The organism is Arthrobacter sp. GmRoot5-12, assembly GCF_059739365.1.
Window position 1 is genome coordinate 1,352,763 of sequence record NZ_AP046056.1, and the last position, 19,398, is coordinate 1,372,160.

Sequence of the window (19,398 nt, forward strand, 5' to 3'; positions counted from 1 at the left end):
ACGCTACGCCGCGCAGGGGCCGCCCGGAACAGTTGAGGGTTGTTGACAGTGCTGGCTAGGCTGGACAACATGCGCGAACTCCAGGCCAAAATCATTGAAGAAATGGGCGTTCAGCCCCGGATCGATCCCGCGGGGGAGGTACGCAAACGCGTCACGTTCCTCAAGGAATACCTGAAGGCAACCCACACCAAGGGCTTTGTCCTGGGCATTTCCGGTGGCCTGGATTCATCCCTGGCGGGCAAGCTTGCGCAACTGGCGGTGGATGAGCTTGAGGCCGAAGGCGTGGAAGCCAATTTCGTGGCCGTCCGCCTTCCCTACGGAGTGCAGCACGACGAGGAAGATGCCCAGGCAGCCCTGGACTTCATCAAGGCCAAGACGGAATGGACGTTCAACATCTCCGCCGCCGTGGACGGTTTTGAAGACGAGTTCGAAAAGACCGTGGGCTCGGAGATCTCCGATTTCCACAAGGGCAACACCAAGGCCCGCACCCGGATGATCGCCCAGTATGCGCTGGCGGGCGAGCACAACTACCTGGTGGTTGGCACCGACCACGGCGCCGAGTCCGTCACCGGCTTCTTCACCAAGTACGGCGACGGCGGCGCGGACATCCTGCCCCTGTTCGGCCTCAACAAGCGGCAGAACCGCGCCCTGCTGGCTGAACTTGGAGCGCCGGCGCGCGTCTGGGAGAAGGTACCCACCGCCGACCTGCTCGATGACCGGCCAGGCCGAACCGATGAGGACGAACTGGGCCTCAGCTACGACCAGATCGACGACTACCTCGAAGGCCGCGAGGTTCCGGACGCCGTTGCCGACTCCATCGAACAGAAGTACCTCCGGACCCGCCACAAGCGCACCGTGCCGGTCACCATCTTTGACACGTGGTGGAAGGACCAGGGCCCCGAGGAGCCCCGCGTGGGCCTCTAGGCAGCCTCGCCGGACTTCCCCACCTTTGGGGAGCACGTCTTCGGGGAGAACGACGGCGGGCGGCACCGGAAGGTGCCGCCCGCCGTCGTCGTTCGCGGCCAGAGCCGGGGAGGCTCAGCGGGGCCGCCGCCCGCCGCCGCCGCCCACGCCAAGCTGCTGCGTAATCCGGTGCGCCTCCGCCATCAGGAGGCCGCCGAGTTCCTCCTGCCGTTCCGGCTTGAAGCGTGGTTCGATGCCCGTCAACGACAATGCCCAAGCCGGTTTCCCGGAGCGGTCAAACACCGCCGCACCCATCCCCCAGCTTCCCTCCAGGACCAGGCCGGGGTTCACCGAATAGCCGGCCAGCCGGGTGCGGGCCAGGTTCTTCCGCACCAGTTCGGGAGTATGGTTCCCGGCGAACTCGCCCGCGTGTTCGCTCCAGCGCCCCAGCATTTCCTCCTGCTCGCTTTCCGGCAGGAAGGCCATGATGGCCGTCCCGGCCGACGCGACGCCAAGGGGGAACCGGACACCCTCGTGCAGGACGAAGGAGCGGACCGGGAAGCTGCCTTCCTCACGCAGCAGGCAGACCGTCCCGGCGCCGCGGCGGATGGAGAAGAAGGCGCTCTCGCCCGTGGCCTGCGCCAGCCGGCGGAGGCTGGGCCGGGCGATGTCCTCCAGGGGAAACCGCGCCGAAGCCACCGAGCCCATCAGGAGGATCTCGGGGCCCAGCACCCAGTTCCCCGTCACGGGATCATGGTCCAGCAGGCCTTCCGCGGCCAGGGACGTCAGGAGCCTGTGGACCGTGGGACGGGTAAGGCCGGATTCCCGCACGAGGTCCACCAGGGGCATTCCCTCCGAGCTCCTGCCCACCAGCCGCAGCAGGCCGGCGATCCGCGTTACCACCTGCGCGCCCTGCACCTGCATGGCCATGAACCCTCCTAATGTCCACAATATGGATACACGCCATCGTACTGTCCACACTGTAAATAGGCCACGCCGTGGTCCTTGACAGGCGCAATAATGCGCCCGTAGTCTCCAGACTCAGATCCCCGGCATCCACTTAGTGGACACCACCGTGCTCAACGAGGAGACGACATGAAGAAACTCCAAGCTTCCGCCGCCAGCGCCCTGGAAGGGGCCCTGCAGGACGGCATCACCCTCGCCGTAGGAGGATTTGGCCTGAGCGGCATTCCGGCCGACCTGATCGAAGCTGTGCGTGATTCCGGCGTCCGGGACCTCACCGTGGTGTCCAACAACATGGGCGTGGACGGCAAGGGGCTGGGCATCCTGATCGAGGCGGGCCAGGTCCGCAAGGTCATCGCGTCCTACGTCGGCGAGAACAAGCTGTTTGCCGAGCAGTACCTTGCCGGCAGGCTGGAGGTGGAATTCACTCCGCAGGGCACCCTGGCCGAGCGGCTTCGCGCCGGCGGCGCCGGCATCCCTGCCTTCTACACCAAAACCGGCGTGGGCACCCTGGTTGCCGAAGGCAAACCGCACAAGGTGTTCGACGGCGAAACGTACGTCCAGGAGCGGGCCATCCGGGCCGACGTCGCGCTTGTCCGTGCCCACACCGCTGACACGGACGGCAACCTCATCTACCGCTACACGGCCCGGAACTTCAACCCCGTAGTGGCCACAGCCGGCACACTGACCATCGCCGAGGCGGAAGTGATCGTGGAGCCCGGCCGGCTGGACCCGAACCACGTTGCGACCCCCGGCGTCTTCGTCCAGCGGCTGGTGCAGGCGTCGGACCGGGTCAAGGACATCGAGCAGCGGACCGTCCGGCAGCGCGCCGGCCTCGTCTCCGCCTGACCGGCCTCCGACGCCGGCCACCCCAACAACGGAAGAACATCACTCAATGGAGAGAAACACCGCCATGGCCACCAGCCAGCTCGACCAACCGGACGTCCGCCAGAAGGGCTTGGCCCTGATGGCTGAAAAGCTGGCCGGATGGACGCAGAAGTGGTTCCCGGACGCTTACATCTTCGCCCTGGCAGGCGTGCTGCTGGTGGCCATCGCAGCACTCGCCATCGGCGCCTCTCCCAAGGCAGTGGTGGACTCCTTCGGAAACGGCTTCTGGGACCTCACCGCCTTCACTTTGCAGATGGCCATGGTGGTGCTGACCGGCTACGTGGTGGCCACCTCGCCGCCCGTGGCCCGGTTGATTGACCGACTGGCGCAGGTGCCAAACTCCGCGCGCGCCGCCGTCAGCTTCGTTGCCGTGATGTCCATGTCGGTGTCGTTCGTGAACTGGGGTTTGAGCCTGATCTTCGGCGGCCTCCTGGCGCGTGCCGTGGCCCGCCGGGCGGATCTGCACGTCGACTACCGGGCGCTCGGGGCAGCGGCCTTCATGGGGCTGGGCGCCGTCTGGGCGTTGGGCATGTCTTCCTCCGCGGCCCAGCTCCAGGCCACAAAGGCCTCCATTCCCCCGGCGCTGCTGAAGATCACCGGCGTCCTGGACTTCGGCACCACCATCTTCACCTGGCAGTCCCTGCTGACCCTGGTCATCCTGATGCTGCTGACCACCGTCATTGCCCACTTCTCCGCCCCCACGGGCGGCGCCGTCAAAACCGCGGCAGACCTCGGCGTCGACCTTGATGACCAGCCCGAACCGCCGGCCGAAAAGTCGCGCCCCGGCGAGTGGCTCGAATACAGCAGGGTCCTCCCCGTCCTGGCCGGGGTTCTGACGCTGGGGTGGCTGGTGTCCCAACTCCTGACCCTGCCCATCCTCAGCGTGGTCAGTTCACTGAACGGCTACCTGCTGGTCTTCCTGATGCTGGGGCTTGTGCTGCACGGAACCCCGCGCAAATTCCTCCAGTCCGTGACCAAGGCCGTGCCCGCAACCGCAGGCATTTTGGTCCAGTTCCCGCTCTATGCCGCGATGGCGGCCATCCTGACCAAGGCCACCGGCGCGGGCGGCCTCTCGGTGTCGGAGCATCTGGCCCATTTCTTCACCAGCATCGGCGGCAACGGGGCGTTCGCGGTCATCATCGCCATCTACACGGCACTTCTTGGCATGTTCGTTCCGTCCGGCGGCGGAAAGTGGCTGGTGGAGGCACCGTACGTCATGCAGTCCGCCACCGACGTGAACATGAACCTCGGCTGGACCGTGCAGATCTACAACATGGCCGAGGCCCTGCCCAACCTCATCAACCCGTTCTTCATGCTGCCGCTGCTGGCCGTCTTGGGCCTGCGCGCCCGGGACCTGGTGGGCTTCACGTTCCAGCAGTTCCTGTTCCACCTGCCGGTGGTCCTGCTGCTCGCCTGGCTGCTGGGAATGACGTTCGAGTTCGTGCCGCCGGTAATACCCAACTGAATTACAGCCAAGACGACCAAAGGAGAAAACCCATGGGATGGACCAGGGATGAAATGGCTGCGATTGCGGCCGAGGAACTGAACGACGGCGACTACGTAAACCTGGGGATCGGCATCCCCACGCTGGTGGCGAACAACCTGCCCGAGGGCGTGCGGGTGGTGCTGCAGAGCGAGAACGGGCTGCTGGGCATGGGCCCGTTCCCGTACGAGGGCGAGGAGGACGCCGACCTCATCAACGCCGGCAAGCAGACCGTCACGGTCCTGCCGGGCGGCAGCATCTTCGACTCCGCCACCTCGTTCGGCATGATCCGGGGCGGGCACGTCAAGGTGGCCATCCTGGGCGCCATGCAGGTCTCCGGCAACGGCGACCTGGCCAACTGGACCATCCCCGGGAAGATGGTCAAAGGCATGGGAGGTGCCATGGATCTGGTGGCAGGAACACCGCGCGTGGTGGTCCTCACCGAACACAACGCCAAGGACGGCACCGCCAAAATCGTCCGCGAATGCACGCTGCCGCTGACCGGGCTCAGCTGCGTGGACCGGATCATCAGCGACCTCGCCGTCTTCGACCTTCACAAAAAGGACGACGGCGGGCGGCAGCTCACGCTGACCAGGCTGGCACCGGGGGTCACCGTGGAGGACATCCGGGAGAAGACCGAAGCCGGCTTTGAGGTCGCCCCCTCCCTCGATCCAGCCACCACCTTGGAAGGAGCCTCGGCATGAGCCTCAAAAAGCAGTTCGGCAAGGATGTCCTGATCACCGGCTGGGGTCACAGCAGGTTTGGGAAGCTCACCGACGACACCCTGGAATCCCTCATCGTCCAGGTGGCCACGGACGCCATCAGCAGCGCAGGGATTGAGCCGGCCCGGATCGATGAAATCTACGTGGGACAGTTCAACTCCGGCATGATGCCGCTGGCGTTTCCATCCTCCCTGGCGCTGCAGGTGTCACCGGACCTGGCCAACGTCCCGTCCACCCGCGTGGAGAACGCGTGCGCCTCGGGCTCGGCGGCCTTCCAGCAGGGCACCAAGGCACTGCTCGCCGGAACCGCCAAAACGGTCCTGGTGATCGGCGCCGAAAAGATGACCCACGCGGGAGCTGATGTGGTGGGCGCCGGGCTGCTGGGCGCCGACTACGACATGGCCGGCAGGCCCTCCACCACCGGGTTCACCGGACTCTTCGCGGAAGTGGCCAGGCACTACGCCAAACGCTACGACGCTGACGGGAAGCTGGGCGACGTCCTGGGTACCATCGCGGCCAAGAACCACCGCAACGGCGTGGACAACCCGTACGCCCAGCTCCGCAAGGACCTCGGCGAGGAGTTCTGCCAAACCGTCTCGGACAAGAACCCCATGGTGGCCGATCCCCTGCGCCGGACCGACTGTTCCCCCGTGTCCGACGGTGCCGCCGCCGTCGTGCTGTCCACTTCGCCAACCGGAGGCCTCACGGCACCGGTACGGCTCGCCGGCTTTGGCCAGGCCAACGACTTCTTCCCCGCGGCGCGCAGGGACCCGACGGCGTTCGAAGCCACGCGGGTGTCCTGGCAGCGTGCCCTGGCGATGGCCGGCGTCGGGATTGAGGACCTGGACCTGGCCGAAGTCCATGACTGCTTCACCATCGCTGAGCTGCTCATGTACGAGGCCATGGGCCTGACCGAACCCGGCCAGGGCGCCCTGGCGCTCCAGGAAGGCTTGGTCTACAAGGACGGGAAACTTCCCATCAACATCTCAGGAGGCCTCAAGTCCAAAGGCCACCCTGTGGGTGCCACCGGCGTGTCCCAGCACGTCCTGGCGGCCATGCAGCTCACGGGCACCGCGGGCGACATGCAGCTCCCGGCCCCGCGCCGGGCAGCCGTGCAGAACATGGGCGGCGTGGGCATCGCCAATTACGTCAGCATCCTGGAGGCCGTGTAACTGTCCGGGGCCGGGCCGCCGTCGTGGGCTGCTTTCACGACGGCGGACCGCAGCCTATTTCGCAGTGCCTGCGATGGACTCGGCGCCGGCAGTGGCGCACGCTTCGTCAAGGGCACCATCGGGCGCCCCGCCCACACCGATGCCGGCCACGGAAACGCCGTTAACCTTCAGCGGGACTCCGCCTGCCAGGAACAGGGTGCCCGGCAAGTCTGCGATCGAGGGGCCATTGCCATTGATGCGCTTGGCCAGCTCGCTGGTGGGGGTGCCGAAAGCTGCTGCGGTGTAGGCCTTTTCCTTGGCGGCCTCAATGGTGTGCGCCGCGGCATTGTCTCCCCGCAGCAGTGCTTGGACGGTGCCGAAGCGGTCAACGAGCGCCACCGTGACGAACGGCAGTTTGTCCGCCTGGCACTTGGCGAGTGCCGCGACGACGGCCTGGGCGGAGGCTGTGGCGGAGATACGGTTCTGCTGAACCACAGTCTCCGGCGCCGGCTGCACGTCAACGGCGGGCACGACGGCGGGCGCTTCAGTGCCGCTGACGCGGCCAGTGCCGGCGTTGGCGGCTGCCGTGGCTCCGGCCGTGACCAGGATTGCTGCGGCTGCGGCGGCTGTGAGTGCCTTGTGGGATTTCTTCATGGTGCGTTCCTTGGGTTGGTAGGTGTGCTGTTGCCGGTTTCCATCCTTCTCGGCAGCGGTTGGCGTGGCATCGGGCCTTCGGCTGCCCCTTGCTGGCCCGAAAGGCCAGCCGTATCAGCCAAAAGGCTGAGGAACCCGGCAGGCGTGGAGCCCTAGCATGGAAGGCAGTGCTTCCCACCACGAGATCCGGATCCCGCATGCCTGCCAAAGATTCCACCCCGGCCACCGGCCTGGCGGCCGCCGTTGCCGCCGGGGGCGCCGGGGGCGCGTCCCGTCCGGTGCCGCCCACCCCCAAGGGCCGCCTGGGCAGCATTGAGGCCGCCGTCCATCTGGGCTTCGCGGTGCTCCTGGTGGCATCGGTGGTGCGCTATGTCATGCGGCATTCCCCTTCCGACAACGTCCTGGTCCTGGGACTCGCCGCCGCCGCCTGCCTGCTGTACGCCGTCGTGGCCCTGCTCTCGCTGCGGGACCGGCACAGCGCGCCGTGGATGGTCGCGTTGGTGGCTGTCTGGGCGGTCCTGGTGGTGGCAGCACCGAGCTTCGCCTGGTGTTCCTTCGCCCTCTTCTTCCTGTGCAGGAGTGCCCTGCGCGGTGCTGCGTCCTACGTCCTGGCGGGCGGCATCACCCTGGCAACCGCGGCCGGCCTGTTCCGGCTGGGCAACGGTACGGACCTTGCCATGCTGTTGGGGCCTGTGGCCGTAGGCGTCATGCTGACGCTCATCTATGACCGGATACAGCACGACGCCGAGGAGCAGCGCCGCCTGCATGCGGAGGTCACCCAGGCCCAAGGCCAGCTGGCGGCCAGTGAACGCCGTGCCGGCACCATCGCCGAACGGGAGCGGGTGTCCCGGGAAATCCACGACACCGTCACCCAGGGGCTCGCCAGCAGCCTGCTCCTGCTCGAAGCCGCGGGGCGTGGTTGGCCAAGTGGCGCCGCGCAGCAGGATCTCCACCAGGCCACCAGCCTGCTCCGCACCAACCTGGCGGAAACCCGGAGCCTGGTCCACGAGCTTGCTTCCCCCGGGCTGGAATCAACGCCGCTGCCGGAGGCGCTGCTGCTGGCTGCCCGGCAATACCTGCCGGAAGCCACCCTTGTGGTGACAGGAGCCCCCAGGCAAGTCTCACCGGACATCCGGCACGCACTGCTGCGGGTGGTGCAGAGTGCGGCCTCCAACACCGCGCTGCACGCTGCGGCTTCAGTCGCTGCCCTGACGGTGGGCTTCCTGCCGGACGCCGTCACCCTGGACATCTACGACGACGGCGCCGGTTTTGATCCGGCGGCGGCAGCTCCGCCGTCGACGGCCGGAGGTTACGGCCTGCGGGCCATGCGGCAGCGGGTGGAGCAGCTGGGTGGCATATTCTCGATCCAAAGTGCCCCTGGCGAGGGGACCATCGTGGCGGCGCAATTGCCGTTGGAGGGCGCATGAGCAGCATCACGGTCCTGCTGGTGGACGACCACCTTGTGGTCAGGAGCGGGCTGCGCGCGTTGCTGGGAACCCAGCCTGACCTGGCGGTTGTGGCGGAGGCATCCTCGGGAGAGGAAGCGTTGCAGCTGGTGCATGCGCACCTCCCGGCTGTGGTGGTGATGGACCTTGCCATGGGCCCTGGCATGGATGGAATCGAGGCCATCAGGCGGATCCGGGATCTCAACAGCGGGCAGGCAATCCTGGTTTTCACCACCTACGACTCGGATGCCGATATTGTCCGCGCAGTCGATTCCGGCGCCATGGGCTACCTGTTGAAGGACGCCGCCCCGGAGGAAATCTTTGCCGCCATCCGCGGCGCGGTTCAGGGCAGGAGCGTGATGAGCCCGCCGGTGGCCTCGCGGTTGTTCCAGCAGCTGCGCAACCCCGAAGAAGTCCTCACCCCCCGGGAGGCAGAATTGCTCAGTTTGCTCACTGAAGGCCTCAGTAACCGGGAACTCGGGCGGCGGCTTTTCATCTCCGAGGCCACCGTCAAAACCCACCTGGCGCACATCTACGCAAAGCTCGGAGTGGATACGCGGGCGGCCGCTATTGCCACCGCGATACGCCGTGAGGGCATGCGGTAACCGCGGTTTATGGCCCTTACCCTTGCACCCGGGCCCTGTGCCCCGTACGTTTGGGACTGCGGGGACTAACTCCCGCGCACTCCGGGATGATTCCCCGGGGAGAGAATCAGAGTCACATGAAGGAATGCAGCCATGGCAACAGGCACAGTTAAATGGTTCAACGCCGAAAAGGGTTTTGGCTTCATTGCCCCCGATGACGGGTCCGCTGACGTTTTCGCCCACTACTCGGCAATCGCAACCAGCGGCTACCGCTCACTGGACGAGAACCAGAAGGTCGAATTCGATGTGACCCAAGGCCCCAAGGGCCCGCAGGCAGAGAACATCCGCCCGCTCTAAGTCTTCGGCGGCCACCGGCACCTGCCGGGACCCCATCCAGCGGCCCCTCCAGCTCAGGTTGGAGGGGCCGCTGCTTTTATGTGGGGGTTTTGTGGGGCACGCGTTCCCGGGGCCAGTCCTCCGGTTTCCCCTTTTGGGATAATTGATCCATGACCGGACAGGACCAGGACAGGGACAAGGATCCGTGGGAGGAGTTTGACGCTCTGGGGCCCGCTGCACCGGACCGCGTGCCGGGCCAGCCCGGCGGGGAGCCCTACGGTTTCGGCTTCCGCACCGGGGTACGCAGCGCCCGGGTGGCGGTCGGCTTTGCCGTTTACGCCCTGGCGCTGGGAACCATCCTGGCCCTGACCGGGTGCATTGTGTTCATCAGCCGGCAGCAGTGGCTGCTGGCGGGCCTCATGCTGGTGATCGAGGCAGTGTTTGTTTTCGCTTTCACGCGGCTGGTGGCCCAGGCCAGGCGCCGCCGGCAGGCGCGGTGACAATTTCAAACCTTGACCTTGACCTTGACGCAGCGTCAAACCCTAGGCTCGGAGCATGGAAGACATCCCCGACACTGGCACGGACTGGTCCATCCAGGACGTAGCCAGGATGGCCGGCACCACCAGCCGCACGCTGCGCCACTACGATGACATCGGCCTGCTGAAGCCCAGCAGGGTGGGCAGCAACGGTTACCGCTATTACGACGGCGCCGCCCTCCTCCAACTGCAGCGCATTCTCCTGCTGCGGGAGCTGGGCCTGGGCCTGCCGGCCATCGCGGAGGTCTTCCACCAGCAGGCTGACCCGGTCACCGCGCTCACCCGTCATCTTGAGTGGCTCGGACAGGAGCAGCAGCGGCTGGCACGGCAAATGCAATCCGTGCGGCGAACCATTGAAACAGTAAGGGCAGGAGGCCAACTGATGGCAGAGGACATGTTCGACGGCTTCGACCACACCCAGTACAAGGATGAGGTGGAGGAACGGTGGGGCAAGGAGGCCTACGCAAAATCCGACGCGTGGTGGCGCGGCATGGCTTCGGACGAAAAGCAGGAGTGGATGTCCAAGGTGGAAACCCTTGGCAACGACTGGAAGGCTGCCGCCCGCTCCGGCGTTGCTGCGGACGGTCCCGAGGCCCGGGAACTGGCAACGCGGCACGTCGACTGGCTGAGGTCCATCCCCGGGACTCCGGCCGCCGGAAACAGCGGGAATGTCAAGGGATACGTCCTCGGGCTGGCGGACATGTACGTGGAAGACCCGCGCTTCGCCGCCAATTACGGCGGAGTGGAGGGGGCGGGCTTCGTTCGGGCGGCCCTTCGCAGTTTTGCGGAGAAGTATCTGTAGGGCAGAGGCGGAAGGCAGCCTAGCGGCTGGTCTTGGAGCTGCCGGCGCCCGCCCGATCAGTCTTGGCGCGCCGGGTCCGCCGGACCACCAGCAGCACCACGGCAATGGCCAATCCGGCGTAGACGGCATAGTTCAGGAAGCGTGAGTACTCCTCGATCAGCCTGTATTGGGTGCCCAGCAGGTAGCCCAGGCCGATGAGGGCGCCGTTCCACAGCCCGCTGCCGGCCAGGGTGAACAGGGTAAAGGTGGCAAAGGGCATGGCCGCCGCCCCCGCCGGAAGGGAGATGAGGCTGCGGACGCCGGGCAACAGGCGGCCGAAGAAGATGGATGACCTGCCGTGGCGGCGGAACCATCCTGCCGCGTGTTCGAAGTCTTCGCGGTCCACCAAGGGCAGTTTGGACAACCACCGGATGGACCGCTCCAGCCCCAGCTTGGCGCCGAGCCAGTAGAGAAACAGCGCCCCCAGATAAGCGCCAAGGGTGCTGGTGGCAAAAACGAGGAAAAGGTTCAGGGAGCCCTGCTTGGCCAGATATCCCGCCAGGGGGAGGATCACCTCGCTGGGGATGGGAGGCACCACGGTTTCGGCGAGCGTAAAGCCCCCCACGCCCCACTCCCCCAAAGTGTCGATGGCCCTCGCCGCAAACCCGACGATTCCGGTGAGTCCCTCAGTGGGGCTGGCTGCACCGGTCAAGATTGTCCACATACGCCCGTCCCGTCCCCTGCGCCCGGGTTACCGGTGCTTGAATTCCGGCTGGCGCTTCTCGGCGAACGCCGCCATGCCTTCCTTTTGGTCCTCCGTGGCGAACAGGGAGTGGAAGAGCCGCCGTTCGAACAACACCCCCTGGGCCAGCCCGGTTTCAAAGGCGGCATTGACAGCTTCCTTGGCAGCCATCGCCGCGGGCTTGGACTTGGCGGCAATCACCCCTGCCACCTTGAGTGCCTCGGACACGACGTCCGCCGCCGGAACCACACGGGACACCAGCCCGCACCGGTCGGCTTCCTCCGCCTCGATGAACCTGCCGGTGAGGATCATGTCCATGGCCTTCGCCTTGCCCACGGCCCGGGTGAGCCGCTGCGAGCCGCCCATGCCGGGGAGTACGGCGAGGTTGATTTCCGGTTGGCCGAATCTGGCGTTGTCCCCGGCAATGATGAGGTCGCACATCATGGCCAGTTCGCAGCCGCCGCCCAGGGCAAACCCGGACACCGCAGCGATGGTGGGAATCCGCAGCCGGGCAAAGTCCTCCCAGCCCCGGAACCAGTCGGCGGCATACATGTCCATGTAGCCCTGGTCCGCCATTTCCTTGATGTCGGCTCCGGCCGCGAACGCTTTGCCCGAGCCGGTGATCACCACGGCACCCAAACCGGGATCGGAATCCATGGCGGTAACGGCGGCCACCAACTCCTCCATGGTGGCCTTGTTCAGCGCGTTCAACGCCGACGGCCTGTTGAGGGTTACCAGCCCTACCCTGCCCTGCTGCTCCACCAGGATGTTGGCGTACTCCGTCATTCGGGGCTCCCGTCGTCGTGTGCTGTTGTGGTCCCTCGCCGGCCCGGCATTTCCGTGCCGGTGCTCTCCCCCGCCACCGGCTCTTGCTGCCTCGCTGCATGCTGCCCGGAGGCGTCGCGGATGTCCGTGATGATGGCCGAGAAGTCGCGGCCCGCGCCGCCTTCCGCGGCAAACCTATCGTAGATCCGGGCGGCGAGCGCTCCCATCTGTCCCGCCACCCCTGTGCTGTCCAGGGCGTTGACGGCGAGGTTGAGGTCCTTGGCCATGAGCGCTGCGGCAAAGCCCGGCTGGTAGTCCCTGTTGGCGGGGCTGGTGGGAACCGGTCCGGGCACCGGACAATTGGTGGTCAGCGCCCAGCACTGGCCGGACGCGGCGGAAGCGACGTCGAACAAGGCCTGGTGGGTCAGGCCCAGCTTTTCGCCGAGCACGAAGGCCTCGCTGACCGCAATCATCGAGACGCCCAGGATGAGGTTGTTGCAGATCTTGGCCGCCTGGCCGGCTCCGTGTCCGCCGCAGTGCACCACCCGCTTGCCCATGACCTCCAGGAGCGGCCGCACCGCCTCAAAGTCAGCCCCGTCGCCGCCGGCCATGAAGGTCAGGGTGCCTGCTTCGGCCCCCACCACGCCGCCGGAAACGGGGGCGTCAACGGAGCGGTGGCCTGCTGCGATGGCCAGGCGGGCGGCGTCCCTGGCCTCGTCGACGTTGATGGTGGAGCAGTCCAGGAACATCGTCCCCGCCGGCGCCGCTGCCAGCAGCCCGGGTCCGTCTGCACCGCCCACGTAGGCGTCCAGGACGTGGCGGCCGCTGGGGAACATGGTGAGGACAACGTCGGCACCGGCCAGCGCCTCCACGGCGCTCCCTGCCACCGGAATACCCTGTGCACGGGCCGACTGCAGGGCTTCAGGGACCACGTCGAAACCAGCAACCCGGTAACCGGCGCGGACCAGGTTCAGGGCCATGGGACGCCCCATGTGTCCAAGGCCCAGGAAGGCCACACTGCTCTTGTCAGTCATGGTCCGTCTCCTTCATCTGCAGGTCGGGGTTGGAGTGCGGTTCAAGCCGGGGGTGCAGCTCAGACGGGACATGGAGGTCCAGTTCCCCGCCGTCCAGGGGCTGGAAGAACCCCTCCACCTGGGGGGGAAGCACCTCGGCCAACGTGGCAGGTTTCCACTGCGGGTTCCTGTCCTTGTCCACTACCTGGGCGCGGACTCCTTCGCGGAAGTCCGGTGCGGCCAGGAAGCGGATCCCGGCCCGGTACTCCTGGGCCAGGGCCTCATCCAGGGTCAGGCCGGCCGCGCGGCGCAGCGACGCCAAGGTGACCGTGACCGAGGTGGGTGACTTGGCTTCGATCGTGGCGGCGGCTTCCGCGGCATCGTCGCGTCCGGGCCCGGTCCACGCCCGGAGGCGCCGGACAATCTCTCCAGCATCGTCCGGGGCGTAGCAGGAGTCGATCCATTCCCGCTGCCCGGCCAGCATGGAGGCAGGGGGCTGCCCGGCATAACGGGCGACGGCGTCTTCCGGGCTTTCCTTCTCCAGCGCAGCCACGAGGCGCGGCAGGGCGTTCGACGGAACGTAGTGGTCGGCAAGGCCCAGGAACACGGCATCCCCGGCTGCCAGGTGTGCTCCCGTAAGCGCCGCGTGGGTTCCCGCCTCGCCTGGTGCGTGTGAAAGCAGGAAGGTCCCGCCGACGTCGGGCGCGAAGCCAATGGTGGTCTCCGGCATCCCCATCCTGGTCCGCTCGGTGACCACCCGGACGTCCCCGTGCGCGGAGATGCCCACCCCGCCGCCCAGGACCAGGCCGTCCATGAGGGCGACGTACGGCTTGGGGTACCGGGCAATCAGCGAGTTCAGGCGGTACTCGGTCTGCCAGAAGTGGGCCGTCCTGTTCCCGCCGTGCAGCATGTCCCGGTATATGGCCACGATGTCCCCGCCCGCGCACAGGCCCCGCTCCCCGGCGCCCTGGACCAGGACGGTGGCCACGCCGTCGTCCCCTGCCCATGCGGTGAGCTGCCGCAGGAGCAGCTCCACCATTCCCGCGGTAAGTGCGTTGACGGCCCGGGGCCGGTTGAGGGTGATCACGCCCAGCCGGCCTCGGCGTTCAAAGAGTACGTCCGCGCTTCCGTCCCCTGCCGCGTTGTCCGTTGTGCTGTCCTTGGCTGCGGTCATCGGCTGGGTGCTCCTTCGCATGGTGGCCGGATGAGTGATCCAGGTCATTCTGTTGCGAATATACCCGCCCCTTCACGCCCGGAACCAACCACGGCGGATCGCGGCCGCGGGGACGGCCAAGGCTTTACCCGCCCTGCGGCTGCCAAGGTAAGTTAGGAACCGTGAAGATAGCTACCTGGAATGTGAATTCGCTCCGTGCCCGCGCCGACCGTGTTGAAGCCTGGCTCCAGCGCAGCGACTGCGACGTCCTGGCCATCCAGGAGACCAAGTGCAAGGACGATAATTTCCCCTGGGAGCTCTTTGAACGGATGGGCTACGAGGTGGCCCACTTCGGGGTGAACCAGTGGAACGGCGTAGCCATCGCCTCCCGGGTGGGGCTTGAAGACGTGGAGCGGACGTTCCTGGACCAGCCCTCGTTCGGCAAGGCGGGCAAAGATCCCGTGCAGGAAGCCCGCGCCATGGCTGCCACCTGCGGCGGCATCCGGGTCTGGAGCCTCTACGTCCCCAACGGCCGTTCGCTGGACGACGAGCACATGCCGTACAAGCTCAAGTGGCTGGAAAGCCTCAAGACGCACGCCCAGGCCCTGGTCACGGACAACCCCCAGGCACAGGTGGCCCTGATGGGTGACTGGAACATCGCGCCCTTCGATGACGACGTCTGGGACATCGACCTGTTCATCCGGAACCGCGCAACGCACGTCAGCCCGCCAGAACGGGAGGCGTTCCACGCGTTCGAAGCTGCCGGCTACGCCGATGTGGTGCGCCCCTACACGCCGGGCCCCGGCGTCTACACCTACTGGGACTACACCCAGCTGCGGTTCCCCAAGAAGGAGGGCATGCGGATCGACTTCATCCTGGCCTCCCCCGCCTTGGCCGCGCGCGTCACCGGGGCCTCGATCGACCGCGAGGAACGCAAGGGCAAGGGCGCTTCGGACCACGCTCCCGTGCTGGTGGAACTGGCGGACTGATGACTGCATCCTGGACCCATTCAAGGAGACCGTAATGACGGGAAACCTCTATCGGGGCCAGGCCGGCCTGCCATTTTCCTCAACCCTGCGCGTCTACGAACCCCTGGAAGCCTTTCCGGAGGACCAGCGTCCGGCCATCAAGGCCGCGGGGGCCCGGGCGGTCCCGCGTGCCGCCGTCGAAAACGCTGAACTGCTGGCCTCGCTGGGCCGCATCACCCGCTCCGGCGGGGACCCCTTCCCCACGGGGCGCACGGACCTGGTGCGCGTCACCACCGTGCCGGCCCCGGAGGGTGGAGCGCCCGACGACGGTGCTGACGCCGACGCCGAGCCCGTCCTCCTGTACTGCCCCAGCCAGCTTGTCCTGCGCGCCGGACTGGCGGCCAACGCCTTGATGGAGGGAATCCATGGCCCCCTGGCCGAGCTGCTGATCCCGGAGGAGCAGCGTGACCGGCACCAGGAACGGATCGACCAGGTGAAGGCCCGGGACGGATCCATCCGGGTACATACGCGGGCGTCAACCTGGGGAATCCCGTTCAGCTGGTTCTCGCTGTTCATGGAGTCGGACCGCAAGGATGTGGTGGAGGCCGCTGGGCGCATCCTCACCGTTCGGGTCTGGGCGCCCATCACCGATGCCCTGGAACGGGCCCGCTACGCGGTGGCCAACCTGGCCCTCGCCGCCCCGGACCTGGACATGCTTGACGACCTGGCGCAGCTGACGGAGTGGCTTGAACTGTTCCACGTCAACTCCATGGTGGAACTGGACTACGGCGCCGTGGCAGACAAGGTCTACCCGGACGAATCCCCCATGGATATCAGGCTGGGCATCGAGTGCCTGGCGGAGGGTGACATGACCGGGGCTGCGGCCGCCTACCGCAGGCTCGCGTCCCGCTGGATCCCCATCCGGCAGCTGGCCCGCGCGTCCTGACGCGTCAGTTCCTGGGGGGCGCTGTGGTGCGCCGGATGATGAGTTCATGGGGCGCGACGGCTGAGTGGACGGATCCGATCTCGCCGTCCAGTTCGTCCAGGAGCATCTTGGTGGCCAGCTCGGCCTGCTCGTCGGGACGCTGCCCAACCGTGGTCAGACCCATGGCATCGGCGAAATCATGGTTGTCGATGCCCACCACCGACAGTTCGCCGGGGACGTTGACGCCCAGGCGGTTGGCCTCGAAGATGACTCCCATGGCCATCTCGTCCGAGGCGCAGAAAATTGCCGTGGGCTTCTGTCCGGGACGGGACCACAGGCGGCGGAAGGCTTCCTGTCCGCTGCGGACCGTGAAGTCCCCCCATTCGTCCCATTCCGGCCGGGTGGGCAGGCCGGCCGCGGCCATCACGTCCTTGAACGCCAGGATGCGCACCCGGGGGACGTCGAAGTTCAGGTCGGTTTCGTCGTCGCCATGCAGCAGGGCAATATCCCGGTGGCCCAGGTCGATCAGGTGCCGGACCGCTGTTGAGGCGGCGGCGTAGTCGTCGATGCCGATGTAGGGGCATTCCTCCACGTGGCCTCCCACCACTACCAGCGGAATGTCGATCTTCTGCAGGTGCTCGATCTCTTCGTGGCTGAGCGCCATACATAGAACCAGCAGGGCGTCGATCTGCTTGTAGACCATGGTCTTGCTGAAGAGCCGCTCACGGTTGCTGCCGTGGCCGCCGAGGTTGAACAGGGAGAGGTTGTAGTGCCGGGCATGCAGCTCGCGGTCGGCGCCCTCAATTGCTTTGGAGAAGAACCAGCGGCTGACGAACGGGGCCAGGACACCGATGGTCTTGGTCCGGCCCGTGGCCAGGCCGGAGGCGGAGGACGATGCAACGTAGCCCAGGTTTCCGGCCACCTCCAGGATTTTTTCCCGGGTGGCCGGCGAGACCCGGGGCAGGCCGCGTACAGCCCGGGAGACAGTTGCTGTTGAGACTCCGGCGGCTGCCGCCACGTCCTCGATGCTGACGCCGTTATGGCCGCCCCGCTGGGACCTTTCCGTTGTCCGTGCCACCGTGTCCCCTCTTTAACTCCTCTTCGGCGTGGGGCCGAAAGGCCCTGCGTTACGCCCGCCCTGTATTTTCCCATTCCACGGCGAGGCATTGATAACTATGGCGGGGAACCGACGCATGGGCTCCCTTACCTGCGGGCCGGCAGCTTTCGGCGCAGGCGAACCATTCCATACAGCGCCAGCAGTGCTGCCAGCAGGCCCAGGGCCCAGCCGAGGGCCGGTTGGGCTGTGACTTCCATCCACACGGTTACCACCAGGAGGACAAGGGCCCAAAATGCGAGGAAGCCGATAATGATGTCGAAGTCTTCGCCCGAGCGGACCATACGGCTGCGGTTTCCCGCCCCCGGAGTGCGGGGGCGGGAACCGTTGGGCGTCACTTGACCGCACCAGCCGTAAGGCCGGCGACGATCTTGCGCTGGAACACCAACACCAGGATCACCAGCGGGATGGTGACGATGGTGCCCGCGGCCATGATGGCCGTGTACGGGATCTGGTTGGGCTGTGCACCGGCGAAGTTGGCAATGGCCACCGTCACCGGCTGGGTTGCGTCGCTGGACAGCTGGCTGGCGATCAGGAACTCATTCCACGAGGAAATGAAGGCCAGGATCGCCGTGGTGAAGATTGCCGGCGCTGCCAGGGGCATGATGACCTTGCGGAAGGCCTGTCCCTGGGTACAGCCGTCAACGCGCGCCGATTCTTCCAACTCCCAGGGCATTTCCCGGAAGAACGAGGTCATGGTGTAGACCGTCAGCGGGAGCACGAAGGAGATGTTCGGGATGATCAGCGCCTGGTACGTGCCCATCCAGCCAATGTTGGTGAACAGCTGGAAGAGCGGGGTGATCAGGGCAACACCGGGGAACATGGAAGCTCCCAGGATGAAGCCGAGCACCAGGAACTTGCCCCGGAAGTTCAACCGGGCCAGCGCGTAGGCGGCGAACACGCCGATCAGCAGGGACACGAGCGTCACCACGCCACCAATGAACACACTGTTGAGCAGCGCCTGGCCGAACCTGTTGCCGAATGACGTATCAAAGGCGGTCCTGAAGTTGTCCAGGGTCACGTGCGTGGGAAGGATCGACGTGTCGTAGGTGAACCCGACCTCGCGGAAGGCGGTCACCACCATCCAGTAGGCCGGCGCCAGGCACCAGAGCAGCACGATGGCCGCGCTGATGTAGGTCCTGCCCTGCGCCCACTTTTCCCGGTTTTGCGCAGCCTTGCGGCCCTTGTCCTGCCTTGCCCGCAGCGCCGAGGCGTCTGCCGTTGCCGTGGTCATTTCTTCCCCTTTCCTGTGGCGCCGCTCTGTTCAACGACGTTTGCCCCGAGGAAGCGGACAAAGATGAAGGCCACAAGGAAGATGATGATGAAGGTGATGGTGGACAGTGCGGCCGCCGAGTTGAAGCCTTGCCTGATCTGGTTAATGACCAGGATGGACAAGGTGGTGGTGTTGTTGGCGCCGCCGGTGAGGATGTAGGGCAGGTCAAACATGCGCAGTGCATCCAGGGTACGGAACAGGATCGCCACCATGAGCGCCGGCTTAACCAGCGGCAGGGTGATCAGCCGGAACCGCTGCCATGCAGTGGTTCCATCCACCTTGGCGGCCTCATACACTTCAGCCGGGATCATCTGCAGGCCTGCCAGGATCAGCAAAGCCATGAACGGCGTGGTCTTCCAGACGTCAGCGATGACCACAGCCCACTTGGCCGGCCACTCGCTGCCCGTCCACAGGATGGTGGTGTTGAACAGCTTGTTGGCGATGCCCTCGAAGGCGAAGATGAAGAACCAGAGCTTGGCCGTCACGGCGGTGGGGATGGCCCACGGCACCAGGACAGCTGCGCGGACCAGGCTGCGGCCGCGGAATTCGCGGGCCATGATCATGGCCATCCAGAAACCAAGCACCGTTTCGAACGCGACCGTGACGACGGTGAAGAAGAATGTTGTGGCGGTGGCGGACCAGAACTGGCCGCCCAGGGTGCCAGGCGGGCAGGCGACTGTTCCGCCTGTCGGCGCCGAACACTGCTGCGCGAGCCAGTTCACATAGTTCTGGATGCCTGCCGGGCCACCCGCGGTGAACAGGCCGGTGGCTGGGTCAAGGCCGGCGTCCTTCTGGAAGGACATGACGATGGCGCTGATGATGGGGTAAACAATGACAATGCCCAAGGCAATGATGGTGGGAGCGAGCAGCCAGGATGCCCAGCGTCCTTGGCTGGCGATCCTGTTGTCCTCCCCCACACCCTTGGGCGCGTGATGGACGGGGGTACCGCCCGACGCCGGTGCTTTGACCGGCGTCGGGCCTAGTTCGGTTGCCATGGCA

General features: G+C 66.4%; 22 protein-coding genes. 12 read left to right on the forward strand and 10 right to left on the reverse strand.

The features are described from left to right. Positions 1-69: 69 nt before the first annotated feature. Entirely contained in the window at positions 70-924 is an 855-nt protein-coding gene (gene nadE, locus AC6JAM_RS06050; protein WP_018772237.1) for an NAD(+) synthase, read from the forward strand. 114 nt (positions 925-1,038) lie between these two features. Here nadE and AC6JAM_RS06055 read toward each other — a convergent pair whose 3' ends face one another. Beyond that, positions 1,039-1,833 (reverse strand): IclR family transcriptional regulator, encoded by a 795-nt coding sequence (locus AC6JAM_RS06055; RefSeq protein ID WP_478222410.1) that lies wholly within the window; start codon positions 1,831-1,833, stop codon positions 1,039-1,041. A 165-nt stretch (positions 1,834-1,998) separates the two neighbouring features. On the opposite strand from AC6JAM_RS06055, the gene AC6JAM_RS06060 reads away from it, so the two are divergent. Genes AC6JAM_RS06060 through AC6JAM_RS06075 form a run of 4 tightly spaced genes read left to right on the forward strand, consistent with a single transcriptional unit; the run spans position 1,999 to position 6,131 of the window. Further along, positions 1,999-2,715, forward strand: a complete 717-nt coding sequence (locus tag AC6JAM_RS06060) for a CoA transferase subunit A (protein WP_497934275.1) — start codon at positions 1,999-2,001, stop codon at positions 2,713-2,715. 46 nt (positions 2,716-2,761) lie between these two features. Beyond that, positions 2,762-4,219 (forward strand): short-chain fatty acid transporter, encoded by a 1,458-nt coding sequence (locus AC6JAM_RS06065; protein WP_235509820.1) that lies wholly within the window; start codon positions 2,762-2,764, stop codon positions 4,217-4,219. A 32-nt stretch (positions 4,220-4,251) separates the two neighbouring features. After that, positions 4,252-4,941, forward strand: a complete 690-nt coding sequence (locus AC6JAM_RS06070; protein ID WP_134165185.1) for a CoA transferase subunit B — start codon at positions 4,252-4,254, stop codon at positions 4,939-4,941. Beyond that, the gene (locus AC6JAM_RS06075) at positions 4,938-6,131 is read left to right on the forward strand and encodes an acetyl-CoA acetyltransferase (protein ID WP_497934276.1); all 1,194 of its coding nucleotides are present in this window, start codon (positions 4,938-4,940) and stop codon (positions 6,129-6,131) included. The genes AC6JAM_RS06070 and AC6JAM_RS06075 overlap by 4 nt, the downstream gene beginning before the upstream one ends. 54 nt (positions 6,132-6,185) lie before the next feature. Here the strand turns inward: AC6JAM_RS06075 and AC6JAM_RS06080 are convergent, their stop codons facing one another. After that, on the reverse strand, positions 6,186-6,764 hold the full coding sequence (locus tag AC6JAM_RS06080; RefSeq protein WP_056392243.1) for a GlcG/HbpS family heme-binding protein: 579 nt from the start codon (positions 6,762-6,764) through the stop codon (positions 6,186-6,188). A 197-nt stretch (positions 6,765-6,961) separates the two neighbouring features. Between AC6JAM_RS06080 and AC6JAM_RS06085 the strand changes: the two genes are divergently transcribed. From AC6JAM_RS06085 to AC6JAM_RS06105, 5 genes are all read left to right on the forward strand, one after another. Continuing rightward, on the forward strand, positions 6,962-8,191 hold the full coding sequence (locus AC6JAM_RS06085; RefSeq protein ID WP_186447832.1) for a sensor histidine kinase: 1,230 nt from the start codon (positions 6,962-6,964) through the stop codon (positions 8,189-8,191). After that, positions 8,188-8,814, forward strand: a complete 627-nt coding sequence (locus AC6JAM_RS06090) for a response regulator (protein ID WP_056392244.1) — start codon at positions 8,188-8,190, stop codon at positions 8,812-8,814. Before AC6JAM_RS06085 ends, AC6JAM_RS06090 begins: the two co-directional genes overlap by 4 nt. Positions 8,815-8,946: 132 nt before the next feature. Then, positions 8,947-9,150, forward strand: a complete 204-nt coding sequence (locus tag AC6JAM_RS06095; protein ID WP_009357211.1) for a cold-shock protein — start codon at positions 8,947-8,949, stop codon at positions 9,148-9,150. Positions 9,151-9,299: 149 nt separating this feature from the next. Then, complete coding sequence (locus AC6JAM_RS06100) at positions 9,300-9,629, forward strand: hypothetical protein (RefSeq protein WP_018771687.1); 330 nt, start codon at positions 9,300-9,302, stop codon at positions 9,627-9,629. Between the two features lie 55 nt (positions 9,630-9,684). Next, entirely contained in the window at positions 9,685-10,467 is a 783-nt protein-coding gene (locus AC6JAM_RS06105) for a MerR family transcriptional regulator (protein ID WP_497934277.1), read from the forward strand. Positions 10,468-10,486: 19 nt separating this feature from the next. Here the strand turns inward: AC6JAM_RS06105 and AC6JAM_RS06110 are convergent, their stop codons facing one another. From AC6JAM_RS06110 to AC6JAM_RS06125, 4 genes are read right to left on the reverse strand one after another with little or no spacing between them, the layout of a single operon-like run. Next, positions 10,487-11,170 (reverse strand): DedA family protein, encoded by a 684-nt coding sequence (locus AC6JAM_RS06110; RefSeq protein ID WP_018771689.1) that lies wholly within the window; start codon positions 11,168-11,170, stop codon positions 10,487-10,489. Between the two features lie 27 nt (positions 11,171-11,197). Beyond that, a complete protein-coding gene (locus AC6JAM_RS06115) occupies positions 11,198-11,974 on the reverse strand; it encodes an enoyl-CoA hydratase (protein WP_018771690.1) in 777 nt (258 codons plus the stop codon). Continuing rightward, the gene (gene mmsB / locus AC6JAM_RS06120) at positions 11,971-12,987 is read right to left on the reverse strand and encodes a 3-hydroxyisobutyrate dehydrogenase (protein ID WP_497934278.1); all 1,017 of its coding nucleotides are present in this window, start codon (positions 12,985-12,987) and stop codon (positions 11,971-11,973) included. The genes AC6JAM_RS06115 and mmsB overlap by 4 nt, the downstream gene beginning before the upstream one ends. After that, positions 12,980-14,140 (reverse strand): enoyl-CoA hydratase/isomerase family protein, encoded by a 1,161-nt coding sequence (locus tag AC6JAM_RS06125; RefSeq protein ID WP_497934279.1) that lies wholly within the window; start codon positions 14,138-14,140, stop codon positions 12,980-12,982. The genes mmsB and AC6JAM_RS06125 overlap by 8 nt, the downstream gene beginning before the upstream one ends. Positions 14,141-14,301: 161 nt before the next feature. On the opposite strand from AC6JAM_RS06125, the gene AC6JAM_RS06130 reads away from it, so the two are divergent. Continuing rightward, complete coding sequence (locus AC6JAM_RS06130; RefSeq protein ID WP_026266132.1) at positions 14,302-15,108, forward strand: exodeoxyribonuclease III; 807 nt, start codon at positions 14,302-14,304, stop codon at positions 15,106-15,108. 34 nt (positions 15,109-15,142) lie between these two features. After that, complete coding sequence (locus AC6JAM_RS06135) at positions 15,143-16,033, forward strand: DUF8083 family protein (protein WP_018771694.1); 891 nt, start codon at positions 15,143-15,145, stop codon at positions 16,031-16,033. Positions 16,034-16,037: 4 nt separating this feature from the next. Here AC6JAM_RS06135 and AC6JAM_RS06140 read toward each other — a convergent pair whose 3' ends face one another. From AC6JAM_RS06140 to AC6JAM_RS06155, 4 genes are all read right to left on the reverse strand, one after another. Beyond that, complete coding sequence (locus AC6JAM_RS06140; RefSeq protein WP_018771695.1) at positions 16,038-17,090, reverse strand: LacI family DNA-binding transcriptional regulator; 1,053 nt, start codon at positions 17,088-17,090, stop codon at positions 16,038-16,040. A gap of 125 nt (positions 17,091-17,215) precedes the next feature. Then, complete coding sequence (locus AC6JAM_RS06145; protein WP_497934280.1) at positions 17,216-17,464, reverse strand: hypothetical protein; 249 nt, start codon at positions 17,462-17,464, stop codon at positions 17,216-17,218. Further along, the gene (locus tag AC6JAM_RS06150; RefSeq protein ID WP_018771697.1) at positions 17,461-18,360 is read right to left on the reverse strand and encodes a carbohydrate ABC transporter permease; all 900 of its coding nucleotides are present in this window, start codon (positions 18,358-18,360) and stop codon (positions 17,461-17,463) included. The genes AC6JAM_RS06145 and AC6JAM_RS06150 overlap by 4 nt, the downstream gene beginning before the upstream one ends. After that, positions 18,357-19,394, reverse strand: coding sequence for a carbohydrate ABC transporter permease (locus AC6JAM_RS06155; protein WP_026266134.1), 1,038 nt, complete (start codon positions 19,392-19,394; stop codon positions 18,357-18,359). The genes AC6JAM_RS06150 and AC6JAM_RS06155 overlap by 4 nt, the downstream gene beginning before the upstream one ends. Positions 19,395-19,398 lie beyond the last annotated feature (4 nt).